We start from the raw sequence: 17,683 nt of genomic DNA, 5'->3' as shown, positions 1-17,683 counted from the left end.
CGGACTCGCGGACGTGAACGTGTCACGTGCGCCGGAGAGCGTCTCACGCGTCCGATTCCGCGCTACTTCGAGAACCGGTCGCCGTACGCGGCGACCTGCTCGGCGGTCTCGACGAGCCGCGACCAGCTGTTGACCCCGGCGCGCATCGCCACGAGGTCGTCGGCGAACACCGACACTCGGACGACGTGTCCCTCGCGCTCGACGGTCGCGCCCGAGCGCACGTCGTCGATCTCGCCGACCTCCGGCGCGAGCGCGTCGGCGACGGCCATCGCTCGGCGCTCGGTAGGGTAGGAAAACCGCAGGATAGCGTCGTGCTCGCGGGTCGCCGTCACGACGGGTCGTTACTCGACGTTAACTTCCTTGATGCCGCCGCCGCGCTCCTTGAGGAGGACGCGGTGGCCACAGTAGGGACAGCGCACGCCGCCGTACTCGTCGAGGGTGACGTCACGCTTACAGCGGGAGCACTTGTAGCTCATCTATTCCTCGTCTGCGAGTGCGGCGCGGATGGAGCGGCGAACGGTGCGGCCGCCCGGCGTTTCGGGCCGGTAGGCGCCGCCGGTGAACGTCTCGCCGGTCTCCTCGTTAACCCAGATGCCGGTGCCGATGCGCTTGACGTCGTCGCCGTCGACCGTGGCGTTGCGCATGTCGTCTTCGATCTCCTGAACCCGCTTGCGAGCGACGCGGCCGTAACGGGCGCCGAATCGGCCCGCACTGCCGGTGCTTCGAGCCTTGTCCTCAGCCATAGTGACCGTCTCTACCGCCAGCGTGCGTAAAAAGGCTACGAGTCGGCCACGTCGTCGTGTGTCGCTCTCACAGGGTAACGCCGCGAGGCGAGCCGGCGGGCGACCACCGGGCGCCACGGACCCCGCGGATTCCGCGGACCGACCTCACAGATCGAGCGGGCCACTCTTCAGGAACTCCCGCAACACGACGGTGGCGTACGACCCGCTCGGCAGCGCGAAGGTGAAGCGTGGGTCGCCGTTCTCGGTCGTCGCCTCCAGGTCGGTCCGAAGGAGGATCGCCCGACGGGTCCCCGTCGAGTCGAACTCGCCCGGGAGCTCGAAGTCTCCGGGCTCGATGCCGGCGGCGTCGAGCACCTCGCGTTCGATCGCCCCTTGCTCACCGTCCGCGAGTTCGGTGTCGGTGCCGACCAGCGGCGCGGTGACGAACGCTCGCCCGCGCGCACAGTGACGACCGACGATCGAAACGCGGTCCTCGGTGACACGCTGGATCCGGTCCATGTCCGGCGCGTACAGCTCGTCAGGCGCGTCGACGTCCGCGAAACACGCCACGTCGCCGGCGACCGGCTCGTGGAAGGGGAGTCCACGGGAGAGCCGTTCCGAGAGCATCCGGTTGAACAGGTACGACTGGGCGGCGTTGACGAACAGCCGCTGAAGGTTGGAGGGAACCGCCTCCAGAGCATGCCACCAGTCGTCGTGGTTTGCCGGCGCGGCAGGGTCGACGCCGCGCTCGTCGAGTCGGTGGAGCATCCCCCGCTCGAACCGGAGCTTCCCGGGGACGGCATCGAGACAGTCGGCCCAGTCGCCGTCGCCGGTGCCGTCGACGGCGAGCTCGGCGTTGCCCGTGTCCCGCTCGGCATCCCGTGCGTCGGTCACGCCGAACGCGTCGTCCACGCGCTTGCGGGCCGCTCGGGTGTCGGACGGCTCGCTCTCGAAGGGGTTGCCCGCGTACAACCGGACCGCCTCTCGCGGGTCGTTCCGGACGACTGCGAGCCCGACGGCGTGGGTGACCGGGCGGCGGCTCCCGAATCGCTGCTGGCCGAAGTAGTTGGGGACGCCGGCGGGCGCGTCCTCGTCGTCCGGGTCGCTGCCGGCGAACGCGCGGAGGTCGCGAGCCACCGACTCGACCCGGTCGGCGGCGTCCGCGACCGCGTCCGCAACCCGGATCTCGAAGGCGTTTCCCGCGAGGTCACCGAACGTCAGGCTTCGTCCGGCGCGACCGAGCGGCTCGATCTCCGCGCCGCGGATCTCGGGAAGGTCGTCGGCGTCGATGCCGCGCACGGTGAACAGCTGGGTGGTGACGGCGCGTTTGTCCTTCGTCCCCGCCCACGAGACGCGCTCGCGGCTGATCCCCATGGCGTCGGAGAGCCGTCGGACGAAGTCGTTGGTGTCCCAGTTCTGAAGGGTGACCCGAATCACCAGCTCCGGGTAGCTCCCCGGGTCCGAATCCGCCGGTTCGGCGTCGAACGCCTCCAGCTCTCGGACGCGGAAATCGTCCGGGGATTCCCGGAGCATGCCGCCGACGCCGTCGGCGTCGCTTACGAAGTAGTCGATGCCGACGGCGCGCTCGACGGGATGCGCCTCGCGGAGGTCGGCGGGAGTGTACGGGGCGTCGGCGTCGGCGTTGGTGTCGGCGTCGGAGTCGGCGTCGGTGTCGTTGTCGCCGTTGGTGTCGCGATTACTGTCCACCATTCAGTAGAGCGAGCAGTCGCCCGTGACGCGGTCGACGAGCTCGTCGCGTGCGGGGCCGACCGCGAGCGCGGTGACGGTACCGGGATCCAACTCGGTGTGGCCCGCGTCGCGAATCACGGCGTACGGGAGCCCCTCCTTGTCGGCTTTGTCCGCCAGCTCGAAGACCTCGCTTTCGGAGTCCGCCCCGACGACGATCTTCTTTTGGCCCTCACCCTGCCACTTCTTTCGTGTCCGGCGGCCGGCGTCCTGATACGCCGACAGCGACGCGTGCGCGACCTGTGCGGCGAGTTTTCCCTCGCCCATCTTGAGGTCGCGGCGCGCGACGATGACCTGTTTCATACCCGATCCACTGCCGCGGCGCGGTTATAAATGGCTACTTGGAGGGGCCGGGTGAGCCCAAAAACACTTGCACTCGCCGTCGGAACCGCAGTGCGTGCCCTCCCCGCTTGCCTCCCTCCGTCGGCTGGGTAGTACCGTCCTCGACCGGTCGCGCGGCTTCTTCGAGCATCGTCCCGCGGCACGGTCGCTCCCGGTCGCGCTCGTCGTCGTCGCCATCGTCATCGTCGCGGTCGTCTTCGGCATCTACGGGCTCGGCGTCATCTTCGACGCGACGATCGACGAGACGGTGACCGTCGACAATCCCAACCAGCCACCCGAGTGGGTGTGTGAGACTCACGACGAGGACTCTCCGCTAGGCAACAGCTGTGACGAGCCCGATCGGATCGACGTCGACGCGGGGTCGGAGATCCGCGACGCCACGACCGGCTTCCTCCACTACGCCCCAGTAGGGGGCGTGGTTCTCTGGCTGATATTCGGCGTCGTGCTCCACATCGGTGCGCGCCTCGCGGACGGTGAGGGGTCGGTGGGAGACACCTTCGTCGTGGCCGCCTGGGCGCTCCTCCCGGAGGTGTTCCGGATGGTCGCCGGACTGGCCGTCATCCACTACGCGCTCGCCGGCGCCGAGGTCCGCGACGACTCCATGGAGGCGCTCGGGACCGACATCATTGCCGCGCTCGAAACGACGGGTGAGCCGCTTCTCCTGGCCAGCGCGATCACGATCGCCCTCCAGTGGTGGATCGTCATCGGCGGACTGGAGGTGCTCCACGACCTGTCACGACGCAAGGCGATCGCCGTCGCGACGGTATTTGCCGTCCTCGGGCTCCTCCTCACGTTCGCGTAACGCACGCCTTTCGAGACTCTTTAGGTGAGGCCGTGCGGCCTATACGCCATGATCCTGTCCGACACGGACATTCTCGCCCGGCTCTCGGCGGGCGACCTCGTTATCGACCCGATCGACGACGTCGACCAGCAGGTCCAGCCCGCGAGCGTCGACCTCCGGCTTGGCGAGCGGTTCTTGGAGTTCCAGCGCACCAACATCCCCTGTATCCACCCGACGGAAGCCGACGAAGTCGGTGATTACGTCACCGAGACCGTCGTTTCCGAGGGCGACGAGTTCATCCTCCACCCCGGCGACTTCGTGCTCGGCACGACGAAGGAGCGCGTCGCCATCCCCGACGACCTCGTCGCACACGTCGAGGGGCGCTCCTCGCTCGGCCGGCTGGCGATCGTTGTCCACGCCACGGCTGGACTGTGTGACCCCGGCTACGAGGGCCAGATCACCCTCGAACTCTCCAATCTCGGCACCGCGCCCGTCGCGCTCTCGCCCGGAATGCGCGTCTCCCAGCTCACCTTCACGGAGCTGAAGACGCCCGCGGATCGCCCCTACGGCGCCGAGCGCGGCTCGAAGTACCAGGGACAGGACGGGCCGCAGGCGTCGCGGATCGGTGACGATCCCGAGTTCGCGGACGACGCGAATGACGCGGGCGGGGCGGACGGCTCGGGCGGGGCAGGCAGCGCGGGTGATTCCGCGTGAGGTTCATCGAGGAGGTCGTCGTCGAGGAGTTCCTCCCCACCGTTCGGTCGATGCTCGCCGAGGACCTCCGCGAGCGGGGATACACCCAGCGGGAGGTCGCCGACGCGCTCGGCATCTCGCAGTCGGCGGTGTCGAAGTACGCGCACGGCGACGTGGCTCGCAACGAGCGGGTGATGACCGACGAGCGCGTGCAGGAGCTCGTCGACCGCGTCGGCGAGGGGCTCGCCGCCGGCGACCTCAGCCCGGTCGCCGCCCTCGTCGAGATCGAGGTGCTGATCCGCCGGCTGGAGGAGGGCGACCTCCTCGCGGAGCTCCACGAGGAGGCGATGCCGGCGCTGGCGGACGCCGACGTGGAGTTCTCCGTCCACGACCCCGACAGCGGGCTCCGTGAGCGCGAGACGGTGCTCGCGTCGGTCCGCGGCGGGCTCCGCACGCTCACCAACGCCTCCGGCTTCGCCGGCCTCATTCCCAACGTCGGGGCGAACCTCGTCGAGTGTCTCGCCGACGCCGAGACGATCGACGACGTGGCCGGCATCCCCGGCCGGCTCGTCGACGTAAAAGGGCAGGCGATGGTCCCCGGCGAGCCCGAGTTCGGCGTGAGCGAGCACGTCGCCTCCCTGCTGCTTGCCGCCCGCGAGGCCGGCAGCGGCGCCCGGGCCGCCGTCAACCTCCGGTACGACCCCGAGATCGTCGACGCCCTCGACGCCGACCATCCGACCGTGGCGTTCGACGCCGAGCGCCCCACCGCCGAGGCGGTCCGTGACGCGCTCGGCGGTGCGGACCCCGACGACACGCTGGTGTTGTACCAGACCGGCGCGGTCGGCGTCGAGCCGATCGTCTACGTCCTCGCGCCCGACGCGACGGACGCCGCCGACATCGTGCGCAAACTACTCCGTAACGGGCTGTAGCCGGGGTTCCGAGGGCGCGGGGCTACTGCGTAACCACGCTCCAAGAACTCGCGAAACGTACTCTCCCCTACCGGCGTGTGCGACGACACACGTCACTCAGGCTGTGGGAGCAGACGATATCGGAAGATCAAACAAAGCGAATAGCCGCACGGTGTCATGGAGGGGGTCGCGGCGGGTGCGGCCTAGCGCGGTCGAGCGCGACCGATCGCCGGACACCGATCGCCGCCGTCGTCCGGTCGCGCTACTTGAACCGGAACGTCTCCAGGTTCTTCGGCGCAAACGTTCGCATGTTGTAGTCGTGGTACAGCGCCGACGAGAGGTCCTGCACGGACTGCTCATCGCCGTGGACACACAGCACCTTCTCCGGACGCGGGTTCATCGTCTTCACGAAGTTCTCCAGCCCCTGGCGATCGGCGTGACCGGAGAAGCCGTCGACGGTCTCGACGCCCATCTCCAGCGTGAGGGTGTCGCCGCGGCCGCCGGCGTCGCCCCAGCCCGAAACCGGGATCTCGTCCCAGCCGTTCTGGATGCGGCGACCGAGCGTCCCCTGTGCCTGATAGCCGACGAACGTGAGATTCGAGTTCGGGTCGGGACCGATGTGGCGAAGCCACGACATGATCGGCCCGCCCTCGATCATCCCGGACGTGGAGAGAATGATACACTGGTCGCCGTCGGCGACCTCCTGGCGCTCGTCCTCGCCGGCGTCGATGTGGTTGAACTGGTCGGCGAGGAACGGGTTCTCGTCCTCGTGGAAGATCCGGTCACGGAGCCCGTCACGCAGGTACTCGGGGTAGGTGGTGTGGATGGCGGTCGCCTCCCAGATCATCCCGTCGAGGTGGATCGGCATCTCGGGGATGTCGCCCTCGCGCATCGCCTCCTCCAAGACGAGCATGATCTCCTGGGAGCGCCCGACGGCGAACGCCGGGATGACGACCTTTCCGCCCTGGTCGTAGGTCTCGTTGATCACCTTCATCAGGTTGCGCTCGGAGTCCTCCTGGTCGGTCTGGTAGTCGTCGCGACCGCCGTAGGTGGACTCTAACACCAGCGTCTCGACGCGCGGGAAGTCGTTGACGGCGCCGTTGAACAGCCGCGTGTCGTCGTAGTGGATGTCGCCGGAGAAGGCGACGTTGTAGAGGCCGTCGCCAATGTGGAAGTGGGTGACCGCGCTGCCGAGAATGTGACCCGCGTTGTGGAACGTGAGCTTGATGTCCGGGGCGATGTCCGTCACGTCGCCGTACTCCAGCGGGATGGTGTGTTTGATCGCCTCGCGAACCTGTGCCGACTCGTACGGCGGCGTGCGCCCTTCCTTGGCAGCCACGTCGAGGTAGTCCAGCGTGAGCAGGCCCATCAGGTCCCGTGTCGGCTCCGTGGTGTAGATCGGCCCGTCGTAGCCGTACTTGAACAGGAGGGGTAACAGCGCGGAGTGGTCGAGGTGGGCGTGCGTGAGCACGACGGCGTCGATGTTCTGGGCGCCGGCGCCGAGCGCCTCGGGCACCTGGAGGTACGGCACCTCGCCTTCCGCGCCGGGTTTGTCCCCACAGTCGATGAGGATCCGCGTCTCCGGCGTGTTGAGGATGAACGCGGCACGGCCGACCTCACGACAGCAGCCGAGCGTGGTGATCCGCACCCACTCGTCGTCGGACATCTCCTCGCGGTGGATCTGGCGGCCCACCCGTTCGAGGATGTCGCGGCGCTCCTCACGCTCGTTTTTCAGGAAGTTGCGGACGTTCGACACCGTGGAGGACTCGATCGGCGGCGTGCGCACGACTTCGGGGGTCCACCCAACCTCCTGGGTGATCTCCCGTAACGTGGAGCCACGGCGACCGATCACCATCCCGGGCTTTTGGGCCTCGATGATGACCTCTCCGGTGTCCTCGTGAAAGTCGAGGTCCGTGACGCCGGCCTCCTCCGGAATCACCGATCGGACCTTCTCCTCCGCTTGCGCCGGCGGCGACAGGGAGGCGGGGTCCGGGCGGACGGTGATCCGCTTGCGGAGCTGGGAGGCGAGCCGCCGCACGAGGTCGCCGTCGCCCGCGAACCGCTTTGGATCGCGAGTGTACACGACGAGCTCGGGGCCCTCATATTTGACATCCGTCACCGAGATATCCGACGGAATCTCCTGTTCGATCTCTGCTTTCAGGTCTTCGAGTTGCTTATCGACTTGACTCATATCTCACCGCGACCGCGTGAGGCTCGACCGCTGGACGGCCGACCGTGGACGGCTAGGCATAGTGGAAGTACTCTGCGAGTGATACCGTGCGGGAACAGCTAGCGAAAACCCGCTTGTCTCAAGGTATATCGCGTGTGTTATAAAAGCCTTCGCAAAGCGCAAGCCCCGTGCGTCCAAACCACCGTCATGCGACTCACGCCAGACGCCGTCCGCACCGAGCGCGACCGCCTCCGCGAGCGCGCGCCCGTTATCGTCCCGATCCTCAACGATATCCGCGACCGACTCGGCGACCTGTTCGACACCGAGGTTGACCACGTCACCCAGGACGCCTACCGCCACGAGGTCGATGTCGTGTTCGCGGACGGGGAGGTCGCCGTCAACGTCGCCGGCTACGCCGCCCTCCTCCGCGAGCTCGACGTCGAGGGGGACTATCCCGGCTTCGTCGTCGACGAGGTGCTCGGCCGGGAGCTGGCAGCCACGATCGCCGGCGGCCAACCGCTCTCCATCCTCGCGCAGGCGACGTTCCACGTCGCGGATGTCCACGTCGACGAGGACGCGACCGCCGACGGAAAAGGCGCTGCCGGCGCCGACGACCTCGATGCCGCGCTCGCCGCTGGGTTCCAGACGCGGCTCCCCGGCTGGGACTGGCGAGAAGGGGAGAGCCCGTTCGCGGTCGACCCTGACCTGCAGATGTGACCGTTGTGAGCACGTATCGTGAGCGCACGGAATCACGGTGCACGATTCACCGTCCCCCCGTAACGCCGCCTAACTGGTGAACTTCCGGACGAGCTCGAACCCCTTGTCCCGGAGCGTGTCGGGCAGGAACCGGGCGAGGACGCCGACGCGCGCGACGGTGCCGGGCTGGACCCGTGCGGGGGGCTTCGTCGCGCTCGCCGCGTTGAGGATCTCGCCGGCGACCAGCTCCGGCTCGACCGAGCCGGGACCGTCCCCCGCGATCGCGTCGGTGTCCTCGAAGAGGTCGTAGAACTGCTCGTAGGCGCCCGAGCGCTCGACGCCGTCGGTCGTCTCCGGGTCGACCTCCCGTTCGGCACGTGTCGAGAACTTCGTGCGAACCGGGCCGGGCTGGACGACGACCACGTCGATCCCGAACTCCGCCACCTCGTTGCGGAGCGCGTCGGACATCGCCTCCACCGCGAACTTCGAGCTGCTGTAGACGCCGCCGCCCGGGAAGGAGACGCGCCCGGCGACCGACGAGAGGTTGATGATCGTCCCGTCGCGCTCGCGGCGCATCGCGGGGAGCACGGCGCGGATCAGCCGGTGTGGCCCGTACACGTTCACGTCGAACTGCTCGTGGACCTTCTCGACCGGCACGTCCTCGATCGGCCCGAACTGGCCGTAGCCGGCGTTGTTGACGAGCGCGTCGATCGCGCCCTCCTCGTCGAGGATCCGGTTGACCACCCGGTCGACGTCGCTCCGGTCGGTTACGTCCAGCGTCGCTAGCTCGCAGCCCTGCTCGCCGAGCGTCTGGATGTCGGCGGGGTTGCGGGCGGTGGCGTACACCGTCCACCCCTCGTCGTTGAACGCCTGCGCGGTCGCGCGGCCGATGCCGGACGAGCAGCCGGTGATGAGTACCGTCTTCTGCACGCGTCAGGAGTGGAGCGCCGCCGGCATAACTCTCCCGACGGAGCGCGAGGTGCGGGTACTGCGCGGCGGTCCCCGCGAATGCCGCGGACATCGGTCGAGCCGCCCCGGATGCACGGCGAGCGCCGCCTCAGTCGGGGTCCGACGCCGCAAGCTCGCCACGCTTGACCGCGCCGGCGTACGCGTCCGCGAGCCGGGTCGGCTCCGGCAGCTTGTACCCCGCACACAGCGCATCGACGAGGTCGACGGTCGTTTCCGCCGAGACGCGATGCCCCGGCGAGACGTACAGCGGGTTGATCCGCCGACTGTTCGGATACTGCCGTGACTGGAAGGCGTGGCCGATGATCGTGCCGGGGTCGGCAGTCTCCACCGAGTCGTCGGCCCGGATCGGCGTTCGCCACCCTTCGGGCCGTTCGTCGGTCGGGTCGTCCGGCTCGCCACACAGCAGGCTCTTGGCGACGCCCACGGCTGGCACGTCGTGGAGCACGCCGACGTGCGTCGCGATGCCGGCCTCCCGGAAGTGGATCCGTCCCGACCCGTCGAGCACCAGCAGGTCCGGCTCCGCAGAGAGCGCGGCGAGCGCGTCGAGGATCGGCTCGCCCTCGCGGAACGCGAGCAGTCCCGGGATATAGGGGATCCGCAGCGGCGTCACCGCGTGCGCGTACTCCACGACCTTGCCGTCCCGCACCGCGACCGCCGCGGAGACGGCCTCCCCCGCGTCGAGTCGAAACGCCTGGTCGATGCCGACGACGGTGGGTGCGTCCGGGTCGGCGGCGTCCGGGCGGGCGGGCGGCAGTTCGGCCGTCAGGTCGAACGCCTCCGTGACGGCGACCGTCTCGGGGTCGGGCGCGCCGTCGTCCGCGAAGACGGCCGTCGTCGCGAGTTCGCGCTGGAGCGTCTCCATCTCGTCGTGGGAGAGCGAGGGGTCCGGGAGGAACTCGGGATGCGCGAGCGCGTCGACGTCCAGATGGGGTTCGTCAGCCATGGGCGTCTCAGTACCGTCCCGGGCCGCCGGGGCCACCGGGACCGCGCGGACCACGCGGACCGCGAACGCCGGCCCCGCCACCGCCGCGTGCGGAGCGTGCGAGCCCCTCATTGCGCTTGCCGAACGCGAGACCGATTGCGAACCCGATCAGGTGCGCGAGGTGGGCGATTCCGCCGAGGCCGGCGGCCGCTGCCAGGCTCGGATCAAGCACGAACAGCGCCGAGATGATCGCCGTCCCCCACGTGAGATATTTGATCTTCATCGGAATCACGAAGAACAGGAGGATCTCCATGTTCGGCCGCCACACCGTGAGGACGCCGAGCAGCGCGAAAGTGGCACCGCTGGCGCCGAGTACGCCGAAGGGCACGCCAGTGAGCAGGTTCACGGTCGTGTTGCCGAGCCCGGCGACGATCCCCGCCACCAAGAAGAGCCCGACGAACTTCCGGGATCCGACGGCGCGCTCGACCAGCGGGCCGAAGAAGAACAGCACGATGCTGTTGGCGAGGATGTGGAACAGCAGCTCCGGCGAGTGTGAGAACACCGAGGTCACCCACGTCCAGACGTACTCGATCCGGTCCGGATGGAGCACGAACAGCCGGTTGTGGAGTGCCTGCCCGCCGACGGCGATCACGACCAACTGTGCGACGAACGTGAGCCACATCAACGCGAGCAGCACGTACGTCGCGTTCCCGCGGAAGTACCCCGCGAAACCGCCGGTGCTCGTCTCGCGCTCGATGCGCCGTTTGATCCGTCCCACGGCGCCGGCGGACCCGCTGCCGGAGCCACGGGCGCCGGTTGCACTCCGACCCGTGCCGCCGCCACCGCCGGCGTTCGTGTCGCTCTCGAAGACGCCGCCGGGGTCGTTCCACTCGGCGAGGCCGGGACAGTCGTGGTTCTCGGGCAAGCGGTGCTCCCCGCAGAACGTCTTCCCGCAGCGTCGGCACTGATACGGGAGGTTCTCGTACTCCCCACACTCGTCGCACGTCGCCATTACCCGCCCTTATCGGGGCGCTCCTAAAGCGGTTTGGCTCGCGGGTCGTGGCGAGCGGTCAGGAGTGGTCGTCCGCCGCCTCCCGCATGAGCCCGTCGACGAGCGATCGGAGTTCGGCCAGCGGATACTGGCCGGGTGCCGTCGCCTCGGACGGATCGACGGGGGCGTAGCCGATCCGCGACCCGTAGACGGGCGCGACCGCGCGGGTGTGTCGTCCCGGCTCGCCCATGCACATCGTCGCGACCGCGTGCCCAGTCTCGGTCGCCTCGTGAGTCGCCTCCAGCATCGCCAGCGCGTCAGCCGGCACCTCGGCGGTCGTCGCCAGTTTCCCCACGTCGCCCTCGGTGGCGGCGTCCGCAAGGAGGTCGACGAGCGTCCCCGTTTCGGGCGTCGACGAGAAGTCGTGGACGGAGGCGACCACCGTCACGTCCTCGTCGCGCGCCTCCTCGCGGAGGGCGACGGCGTGCGAACGCTCTCCGTCCGGCGCGTTCCCGCGGAGCGCGGCGAGCTCGATGTCGACGGCCGCGACCGACTCGTGGACCAGCGCGTCCGAGAGGTCGCCGTACCGGCCGATGTCGCCCGCCTCGCCGCCCTCCCACTCCGCGCGATTGGTGACGAGAATCGGGAGCTCGCCGTCGTAGTCGTCGAGCGCCGCGAGCGGATCCGTCGCGAGGTCCATCCGAAACTCCACAATGTCCGCGTGCTCGCGGGCGTCGGGCTCCTCGGACAGATCGGTCGTGCTCGCCGCGAGGGTGAACTCCTCGAACATGGGTGGACGTACGAAAAGCGGGGACTTGAGTGTGGCCTCGAACGTTCGGCGACTCCCTCAAGTCGCCCCGACCTCCCCTGCGCCGGCGTCCGCCCCGCCCGTCACCCAGAGCACCCCGGACAGCCCGAGTACCAGGAGGCCGACGAGGCCGATCCCCGCCGACAGGATGTCGCCGGCTTCGAGGTAGCCGCCCACGCCGAGCGCGAGCATCGAGACGCCAAGCAGCGCTTGCGATACCGCCCGATAGCGCAGCCGGGTGATCGTCGTCCCGGCGACGGTCGTCCCGACGCCGAGCTCCGCGCCGGCGACCAGATAGACGGCGCCGGCGAGCGCACACCCGACGGTGGCGACCGTAAACGCCGGTCCACCACCGAGCGGCGCCGCGGTCGCTATCCAGCCGGCGCCGACGATCAGGAACAGCCCTAAAAAGAGGTCTCGTGAGTGCATGTCGCCATCTCCGTGTGGCACGACAAAAAGCGGCCGGTCGAACCGGTCGAAGCGGCCGAGCCGGCTCAGGCGACGAGCCCTTCCTCGGCCTCAAGCAGTTCGTGGTAGCGGTTGCGGATGGTGACCTCGGAGATGTCCGCGACCTCCGAAACCGCCGCCTGCGTCGTCTTCTCGTTGGTCAACAGTGCGGCGGCGTAGACGGCGGCGGCCGCGAGGCCGACCGGCGATTTGCCCGAGTGGACGCCCTTCTCCTTGGCGTTTTTCAGGAGGCCCTTCGCGCGCATCTCGGACTCCTCACTCAGTTCGAGGTCGGAGGCGAACCGCGGGACGTACTGCTCGGGGTCGGCGGGCTTCACTTCCAGTTTGAGCTCGCGGACGACGTAGCGGTACGTGCGGGCGATCTCCGCCTTCTCGACGCGGGACACGTCGGCGATCTCGTCGAGGCTCCGGGGGACGCCGGCCATGCGCGCGGCGGCGTACACACAGGAGGTCGAGACGCCCTCGATGGATCGCCCGGGTAGGAGGTCCTCGTCGAGCGCGCGGCGGTAGATGACGGAGGCGGTCTCGCGGACGTTGTCCGGGAGGCCCTGCGCCGAGGCCATGCGGTCGATCTCGCCGAGCGCCTGCTTCAGGTTGCGCTCTTTCGAGTCGCGCGTGCGGAACCGCTCGTTCCACTTGCGGAGCCGCTGCATCTTCTGACGCTGGCGCGCGCCGAGCGAGCGCCCGTAGGCGTCCTTGTCGCGCCAGTCGATGTTCGTCGAGAGCCCCTTGTCGTGCATCGTGTTGGTCGTCGGGGCGCCGACGCGGCTCTTCTCGTCCTTCTCGCGGGAGTCGAACGCGCGCCACTCCGGCCCGCGGTCGACCGAGTCCGCATCGACGACGAGCCCGCAGTCGGAACAGACGCTCTCGCCGTGCTCCTCGTCGTTGATGACGTGCCCCTCACACTCCGGACAGTTCAGGCTCTCGTCGTTTCGCTCGCTCGACTCCTCTCGTTCCGTCTCGTTCGTCCGTCGTCGGGAGGGACTCTCCCGTGTGTGCATTTTCTCACTCATGGCTGACAGGACCCCGGTAACTGAACAACGCCCGAGGACGGTCTTACCAGCTTGATGGTGGACCAACACTTAAAGGGCTCGAAACGTGCCGGCGGTGCAGGGCGTATCATCACGGTTTCTCACGAGAGGTGATGGCACACACCACTCCGACAGGAAGCCCGGACAGGGAGATGCACGCTGCACGATATGTCACTGGTTGGTACTGTTTGACGGTGGGGATGAGCGACTTCTCCGGCGGACGCGTTCCGGCCCGACGGAGACGCTGCTACTCGGCTCCCGGAACGCCGGAGGGGAACTCCGGCCCGCCGCCGTCGGTGGCGGTGGCGGTGGCGGTGGCGTCAACCCGTGACACCGATCCGCGGCGCCAACCCGAAGGGCTTCGGTCCTCGGGAGCGGAACGTCACCCATGACCGACACCGACGCCACGCCGCCGCGCGTCGTCTCGCTGGCGCCGAGCGCGACGGCGACGCTTGCGGCGATGGGCGCCGCCGACCGCCTCGTCGGCGTCACCCACCACTGCGAGCCCGGCGATGACGCCGGACGGGCCCACGAGAACCCCTCCGCCCCGGAACCGGTGGGTGGGTGGCTGAACCCCGATCTCGACCGCGTCGCCGAACTCGACCCGGACCTCGTCTGCACCAGTGACGGGCTCCAGGCCGAAGTGGCGGCCGACTGCCGGGACCGCGGATTCGCCGTGCATCACCGTGAACCCGCCACCCTCGACGACGCCGTCGACGGGTTCGCCGCGCTCGGGGCGGCCGTCGGCCTCCCCGAAGCCGGCCGCGAGCTCGCCGCCCGCTCCCGCGAGCGCCTCGACCGAGTTGCGGAGGCCGTCTCGGACGCGCGCGAGGCGACCGGAGGGGCCGGAGCTGCCAGCAGCGAGACCCCACGTCCCGTCGTCTACTGCGAGGAGTGGTCAGACCCGCCGATGGCCGCCGGCAACTGGGTGCCGGACGCCGTCCGGGCGGCCGGCGGGCGCTACCCGTTCGTCGACGCCGGCGAGCGCTCCCGTGAGGTGACTCCGAGCGAGGTGGAATCCGCGACCCCCGACCACGTCGTGCTCCACGTCTGCGGCCACGGCGACCGGGTCGACCCCGACACCGTCCGCGACCGTGACTGGGCGATCGACGCACCGGTTCACGTCCTCGACGACGCGCTGCTCAACCAGCCGAGTCCCCGGCTGATCGACGGCGTCGAGCGGCTGGCCGAGCTGCTGTCTCCCGACACCGGCTTTTAACCCCCTCCCCAAACCCGGCCATGCGCATCGGCGTCGGCAGCGGCAACCCGGTGAAACGTCGCGCGGTCGAGCGCGTTCTCGACGACGGCGAGGACGCGTTCGCCGCGGAGGCAACCGTCGAGGCCGTCCCCGTTCCCTCGGGCGTGAGCGAGCAGCCACGAGGGCACGCTGAGACGATCATGGGCGCGGAGAACCGCGCTCGTGCCGTTCTCGCCGAGAGCGACGGCGTCTACGACCTCGGCGTCGGCGTGGAGGGCGGCGTCGCCGAGCTCGACGGCATGGACGGGCTCTCCCTCGTGATGTGGGCCGCCGTCGACGACGGCGAGTGCGTGGGCCGCGGCGCCGGACCGAGCATGCGGCTTCCCGACTCGATCGCCGAACGGGTCAACGCCGGCGAGGAGCTCGGCCCCGTGATGGACGACGTGCTCGGTACGCAGGGCGTCGCCACCCGTGGCGGCGCCGCAGGTGCGCTCACCGGCGGCCGCGTCGGCCGCGCGGAGGCGCTCTCGACCGCCGTGGCCGGCGCGCTCGGGCCGTTCGTCTCGAAATTATACTGAGCTGCCCCGAGCCGCGCTGGACTCCTGTTCTGGATCGGTCCGGACACCGGCAGGCGAACTATTAAGGTTCGGATGGCCCAACCTCGGGGTATGGACGCACTTCCCCTCCAGATAGAGTTCGGGCTGGTAGCGGTCGGTCTCCTATTCGTGTTGTTGGTGGCCGTCACCCTCTGGCAATCGTTCGAGATCGTCGACGCCTACGAGAAGAAGGCGCTGACGGTGTTCGGCGAGTACCGGAAGCTGCTGGAGCCGGGGATCAACCTCATCCCGCCGTTCGTCTCGCGCACCTACGCGTTCGACATGCGGACCCAGACGCTCGACGTGCCCCGCCAGGAGGCGATCACCCGGGACAACTCGCCGGTCACCGCCGACGCGGTCGTCTACATCAAGGTGATGGACGCCAAGAAGGCGTTCCTCGAAGTGGACGACTACAAGAAGGCCGTCTCCAACCTCGCACAGACCACGCTCCGTGCCGTCCTCGGCGACATGGAGCTCGACGACACGCTGAACAAGCGCCAGGAGATCAACGCGAAGATCCGCCAGGAGCTCGACGAGCCCACCGACGAGTGGGGGATCCGCGTCGAGAGCGTCGAGGTGCGGGAAGTGAACCCCTCGAAGGACGTGCAGCAGGCGATGGAGCAGCAGACCTCCGCCGAGCGCCGCCGGCGCGCCATGATCCTCGAAGCGCAGGGTGAACGGCGCTCCGCCGTCGAGCAGGCCGAGGGTGACAAGCAGTCGAACATCATCCGTGCACAGGGTGAAAAGCAGAGCCAGATCCTCGAAGCGCAGGGTGACGCCATCTCCACGGTCCTCAGAGCCCGCTCCGCGGAGTCGATGGGCGAGCGCGCCATCATCGAGCGCGGAATGGAGACCCTCGAAGAGATCGGGAAAGGCGAGTCGACGACGTTCGTGCTCCCGCAGGAGCTCACCAGCCTCGTCGGGCGCTACGGCAAGGCGCTCTCCGGCTCCGACGTACAGGAGATGGAGGGACTGGACGGCAAGGAGTTCGACGCCGACACCCGCAAGATGCTCGGGCTCGACAACATCGACGAGATCATCGGTCAGATCGACGAGGCGGCCGAGATGGACGTCGAGGAGCTCGAAAAGGAGGCGGAGGCCGTCAAGGCCGGCAACGCCGGTACCGACATCAAGTCCGCCGACGAGGTCATCCAGGAGATGGACGAGGAGGCGCCCGCGGACACCGACGTCGACATCGAGAAGGAGACGGAGTAGCCGGCTCACGACCGGCGAACGACGCCGATATCGCCTCCCTCCTTGTTTTTGCCACTGCTGGCGACCCGTCATCCTGCCGAAGCGCTTTTGCCCACTCGACGACTCCCTCCGCTCGTGACCGACGGCGTCGACGAGCAAAAACGCGAGACTCTGCGGCGGTTCGCCGCCGTCGGAGCCGCCGCGCCGTTCGTCGGCTCGGCGGCGGGCGCCGGCGACGACGCCAACGAGACGCGCGAGGCGCTCCGCGGCTACGTCTCCACGACGCCGGGCGCGCACTTCTCGAAGCTTCGCGACGACCTCAAACTCGGCACGGGCGAGACCCAACACCACCTTCGAACGTTGGAGGAGGCGGGCGAAGTGGTCTCGGAGAAGGACGCCGACTATCGACGCTACTTCCCGGCTGGGCGGTTTGACGACCTCGACCGGCGAGCGCTCGGCTACCTCCGACGGGACACCCCTCGGGGGATGGTCGTCGCGCTCCTGCGTGATCCCGACGCGACCGGCGCGGACCTGGCGGACGCGCTCGGCGTCTCCCGTCCCTCCGTGAGCGGGGCCGCCGCGGACCTCGCGGACGCCGGCCTCCTCGACCGTTCGGACGGCTACCGGCTGACGGAACCGGAGCGACTGCTCACCCTGATCGTCAGATACGCGGACACCTTCGACGCCGACGCCGTCGCGCTCGCCGACGACGCCGCGTCGCTGGTCAGCTACGACCGCTGACTGCGCCGTCTCCGGCCCCTGTGCTACTCGTTCGCCCGGAGCGACGCGACCAGCTCGGGGAGTTCAGAGAGCGACCCGACGACGTGGTCGGGCGACGCCGCCAGCGCGGCGGCGTCGTTGTGTTCGCGTTCGAGAAAGACGCCCCGAAGGCCGGCTCGCTCGGCGGCAACGAGGTCCGTCTCGCGGTCGCCAACGTAGAGCCCGTCCGAGACGCCGATCTCGGACAACGCCGTCTCGATCAGGTTCGGGTCCGGCTTTCGCCGGCGGTAGCCGGCGATGGTCGGCTCCCGGCCGACGACCGCATCCAGCCGGTCGCCGAACAGGTGATCGGCGACGAAGTCGGCGGTCGCCTGCCGGTTGTTGGTGACGAGCGCGGCGGTACAGTCCGCGGGGAGGTCGGCGACGGCCTGCGCGTCATCGTACACGGACCGGTCGCCCGTCTCGACACGTCGGTTGGTCCGTCGGGAGGCGTGGTGCTCGCGGGCGGCCCACCACTCGTCGCGGTCGACGCCGAGTCGCTCGCATGCCGCGTCCATCGCGGGATCGTACCGCACCGCACCGAGCGTTTCGGCCGCATCCGCCGGCGGCTCCTCGACGCCGAGCTCGGCGAGCGCGTCGCGGGCGGCGGTCCGGTAGACGGCCGGATCGGTGCCGGCGCCGACCAGAAACACGCCGTCCATGTCGAACAGCACCGCGTCGGTCATGGG

General features: G+C 69.2%; 21 protein-coding genes. 8 read left to right on the top strand and 13 right to left on the bottom strand.

Translation table 11 applies throughout. The annotated features are described in order from the left end of the window. Window positions 1-62 precede the first annotated feature (62 nt). The 5 genes from ACYQ07_RS06270 to pth2 form a co-directional block, all read right to left on the bottom strand. Entirely contained in the window at window positions 63-332 is a 270-nt protein-coding gene (locus ACYQ07_RS06270) for a KEOPS complex subunit Pcc1 (protein WP_459878904.1), read from the bottom strand. Window positions 333-341: 9 nt separating this feature from the next. Then, window positions 342-476 carry a DNA-directed RNA polymerase subunit P gene (locus ACYQ07_RS06265; RefSeq protein WP_121561748.1) on the bottom strand — a complete coding sequence of 45 codons (135 nt, stop codon included), beginning with the start codon at window positions 474-476 and terminating at the stop codon, window positions 342-344. Beyond that, window positions 477-743, bottom strand: coding sequence for an eL43 family ribosomal protein (locus ACYQ07_RS06260; protein ID WP_459878901.1), 267 nt, complete (start codon window positions 741-743; stop codon window positions 477-479). It lies immediately after the preceding gene. A gap of 144 nt (window positions 744-887) precedes the next feature. Then, window positions 888-2,432: a tRNA pseudouridine(13) synthase TruD gene (truD, locus tag ACYQ07_RS06255; RefSeq protein ID WP_459878899.1), complete on the bottom strand. Its 1,545-nt coding sequence runs from the start codon at window positions 2,430-2,432 to the stop codon at window positions 888-890. Then, entirely contained in the window at window positions 2,433-2,771 is a 339-nt protein-coding gene (gene pth2, locus ACYQ07_RS06250) for a peptidyl-tRNA hydrolase Pth2 (RefSeq protein ID WP_459878897.1), read from the bottom strand. Between the two features lie 94 nt (window positions 2,772-2,865). On the opposite strand from pth2, the gene ACYQ07_RS06245 reads away from it, so the two are divergent. Genes ACYQ07_RS06245 through ACYQ07_RS06235 form a run of 3 tightly spaced genes read left to right on the top strand, consistent with a single transcriptional unit; the run spans window position 2,866 to window position 5,213 of the window. Next, window positions 2,866-3,612, top strand: coding sequence for a Yip1 family protein (locus tag ACYQ07_RS06245; protein ID WP_459878895.1), 747 nt, complete (start codon window positions 2,866-2,868; stop codon window positions 3,610-3,612). Between the two features lie 48 nt (window positions 3,613-3,660). Further along, window positions 3,661-4,305 (top strand): dCTP deaminase, encoded by a 645-nt coding sequence (gene dcd, locus ACYQ07_RS06240; protein ID WP_459878893.1) that lies wholly within the window; start codon window positions 3,661-3,663, stop codon window positions 4,303-4,305. After that, a complete protein-coding gene (locus ACYQ07_RS06235) occupies window positions 4,302-5,213 on the top strand; it encodes a thiamine-phosphate synthase family protein (RefSeq protein WP_459878891.1) in 912 nt (303 codons plus the stop codon). Before dcd ends, ACYQ07_RS06235 begins: the two co-directional genes overlap by 4 nt. 241 nt (window positions 5,214-5,454) lie before the next feature. On the opposite strand, the gene ACYQ07_RS06230 is transcribed toward ACYQ07_RS06235, so the two are convergent. Beyond that, the gene (locus ACYQ07_RS06230; RefSeq protein ID WP_459878889.1) at window positions 5,455-7,383 is read right to left on the bottom strand and encodes a beta-CASP ribonuclease aCPSF1; all 1,929 of its coding nucleotides are present in this window, start codon (window positions 7,381-7,383) and stop codon (window positions 5,455-5,457) included. Between the two features lie 186 nt (window positions 7,384-7,569). Between ACYQ07_RS06230 and ACYQ07_RS06225 the strand changes: the two genes are divergently transcribed. Continuing rightward, entirely contained in the window at window positions 7,570-8,079 is a 510-nt protein-coding gene (locus tag ACYQ07_RS06225; protein ID WP_459878887.1) for a DUF7984 family protein, read from the top strand. A gap of 69 nt (window positions 8,080-8,148) precedes the next feature. Here the strand turns inward: ACYQ07_RS06225 and ACYQ07_RS06220 are convergent, their stop codons facing one another. The 6 genes from ACYQ07_RS06220 to ACYQ07_RS06195 form a co-directional block, all read right to left on the bottom strand. Beyond that, window positions 8,149-8,988, bottom strand: coding sequence for an SDR family oxidoreductase (locus ACYQ07_RS06220; protein ID WP_459878885.1), 840 nt, complete (start codon window positions 8,986-8,988; stop codon window positions 8,149-8,151). A gap of 127 nt (window positions 8,989-9,115) precedes the next feature. Further along, window positions 9,116-9,970, bottom strand: a complete 855-nt coding sequence (locus ACYQ07_RS06215; RefSeq protein ID WP_459878883.1) for an endonuclease V — start codon at window positions 9,968-9,970, stop codon at window positions 9,116-9,118. A gap of 7 nt (window positions 9,971-9,977) precedes the next feature. Continuing rightward, window positions 9,978-10,961, bottom strand: a complete 984-nt coding sequence (locus tag ACYQ07_RS06210) for a rhomboid family intramembrane serine protease (protein ID WP_459878881.1) — start codon at window positions 10,959-10,961, stop codon at window positions 9,978-9,980. A 58-nt stretch (window positions 10,962-11,019) separates the two neighbouring features. Then, window positions 11,020-11,730 (bottom strand): type I 3-dehydroquinate dehydratase, encoded by a 711-nt coding sequence (locus ACYQ07_RS06205; protein ID WP_459878879.1) that lies wholly within the window; start codon window positions 11,728-11,730, stop codon window positions 11,020-11,022. A gap of 57 nt (window positions 11,731-11,787) precedes the next feature. Next, window positions 11,788-12,177: a DUF7994 family protein gene (locus tag ACYQ07_RS06200; protein WP_459878877.1), complete on the bottom strand. Its 390-nt coding sequence runs from the start codon at window positions 12,175-12,177 to the stop codon at window positions 11,788-11,790. Window positions 12,178-12,242: 65 nt separating this feature from the next. Then, window positions 12,243-13,229, bottom strand: a complete 987-nt coding sequence (locus tag ACYQ07_RS06195; RefSeq protein ID WP_459878875.1) for a transcription initiation factor IIB — start codon at window positions 13,227-13,229, stop codon at window positions 12,243-12,245. A gap of 406 nt (window positions 13,230-13,635) precedes the next feature. Here ACYQ07_RS06195 and ACYQ07_RS06190 point away from each other — a divergent pair, with 406 nt between their 5' ends. The 4 genes from ACYQ07_RS06190 (at window position 13,636) to ACYQ07_RS06175 (ending at window position 16,976) form a co-directional block, all read left to right on the top strand. After that, window positions 13,636-14,466 (top strand): cobalamin-binding protein, encoded by an 831-nt coding sequence (locus ACYQ07_RS06190; RefSeq protein ID WP_459878873.1) that lies wholly within the window; start codon window positions 13,636-13,638, stop codon window positions 14,464-14,466. Between the two features lie 20 nt (window positions 14,467-14,486). After that, the gene (locus ACYQ07_RS06185) at window positions 14,487-15,023 is read left to right on the top strand and encodes a DUF84 family protein (RefSeq protein ID WP_459878871.1); all 537 of its coding nucleotides are present in this window, start codon (window positions 14,487-14,489) and stop codon (window positions 15,021-15,023) included. Window positions 15,024-15,113: 90 nt separating this feature from the next. Beyond that, complete coding sequence (locus tag ACYQ07_RS06180) at window positions 15,114-16,256, top strand: SPFH domain-containing protein (RefSeq protein ID WP_459878869.1); 1,143 nt, start codon at window positions 15,114-15,116, stop codon at window positions 16,254-16,256. Window positions 16,257-16,370: 114 nt separating this feature from the next. Then, window positions 16,371-16,976, top strand: coding sequence for a winged helix-turn-helix transcriptional regulator (locus tag ACYQ07_RS06175; RefSeq protein ID WP_459878867.1), 606 nt, complete (start codon window positions 16,371-16,373; stop codon window positions 16,974-16,976). A 23-nt stretch (window positions 16,977-16,999) separates the two neighbouring features. Here the strand turns inward: ACYQ07_RS06175 and ACYQ07_RS06170 are convergent, their stop codons facing one another. Continuing rightward, window positions 17,000-17,680, bottom strand: a complete 681-nt coding sequence (locus ACYQ07_RS06170) for an HAD family hydrolase (RefSeq protein WP_459878865.1) — start codon at window positions 17,678-17,680, stop codon at window positions 17,000-17,002. Window positions 17,681-17,683 lie beyond the last annotated feature (3 nt).

This window comes from Halorubrum gandharaense, assembly GCF_054654575.1.
This window is presented reverse-complemented; position numbering and strand designations above follow the sequence as displayed.

Bases quoted from the DNA above. Each gene is read 5' to 3' on its own strand.
- ACYQ07_RS06185 (WP_459878871.1), top strand. From the start codon at position 14,487: ATGCGCATCGGCGTCGGCAGCGGCAACCCGGTGAAACGTCGCGCGGTC.
- ACYQ07_RS06195 (WP_459878875.1), bottom strand. From the start codon at position 13,229: ATGAGTGAGAAAATGCACACACGGGAGAGTCCCTCCCGACGACGGACG.
- ACYQ07_RS06260 (WP_459878901.1), bottom strand. From the start codon at position 743: ATGGCTGAGGACAAGGCTCGAAGCACCGGCAGTGCGGGCCGATTCGGC.
- ACYQ07_RS06265 (WP_121561748.1), bottom strand. From the start codon at position 476: ATGAGCTACAAGTGCTCCCGCTGTAAGCGTGACGTCACCCTCGACGAG.
- ACYQ07_RS06230 (WP_459878889.1), bottom strand. From the start codon at position 7,383: ATGAGTCAAGTCGATAAGCAACTCGAAGACCTGAAAGCAGAGATCGAA.
- ACYQ07_RS06180 (WP_459878869.1), top strand. From the start codon at position 15,114: ATGGACGCACTTCCCCTCCAGATAGAGTTCGGGCTGGTAGCGGTCGGT.
- pth2 (WP_459878897.1), bottom strand. From the start codon at position 2,771: ATGAAACAGGTCATCGTCGCGCGCCGCGACCTCAAGATGGGCGAGGGA.
- ACYQ07_RS06170 (WP_459878865.1), bottom strand. From the start codon at position 17,680: ATGACCGACGCGGTGCTGTTCGACATGGACGGCGTGTTTCTGGTCGGC.
- ACYQ07_RS06210 (WP_459878881.1), bottom strand. From the start codon at position 10,961: ATGGCGACGTGCGACGAGTGTGGGGAGTACGAGAACCTCCCGTATCAG.
- ACYQ07_RS06200 (WP_459878877.1), bottom strand. From the start codon at position 12,177: ATGCACTCACGAGACCTCTTTTTAGGGCTGTTCCTGATCGTCGGCGCC.
- dcd (WP_459878893.1), top strand. From the start codon at position 3,661: ATGATCCTGTCCGACACGGACATTCTCGCCCGGCTCTCGGCGGGCGAC.
- ACYQ07_RS06215 (WP_459878883.1), bottom strand. From the start codon at position 9,970: ATGGCTGACGAACCCCATCTGGACGTCGACGCGCTCGCGCATCCCGAG.
- ACYQ07_RS06205 (WP_459878879.1), bottom strand. From the start codon at position 11,730: ATGTTCGAGGAGTTCACCCTCGCGGCGAGCACGACCGATCTGTCCGAG.
- ACYQ07_RS06225 (WP_459878887.1), top strand. From the start codon at position 7,570: ATGCGACTCACGCCAGACGCCGTCCGCACCGAGCGCGACCGCCTCCGC.
- ACYQ07_RS06190 (WP_459878873.1), top strand. From the start codon at position 13,636: ATGACCGACACCGACGCCACGCCGCCGCGCGTCGTCTCGCTGGCGCCG.
- truD (WP_459878899.1), bottom strand. From the start codon at position 2,432: ATGGTGGACAGTAATCGCGACACCAACGGCGACAACGACACCGACGCC.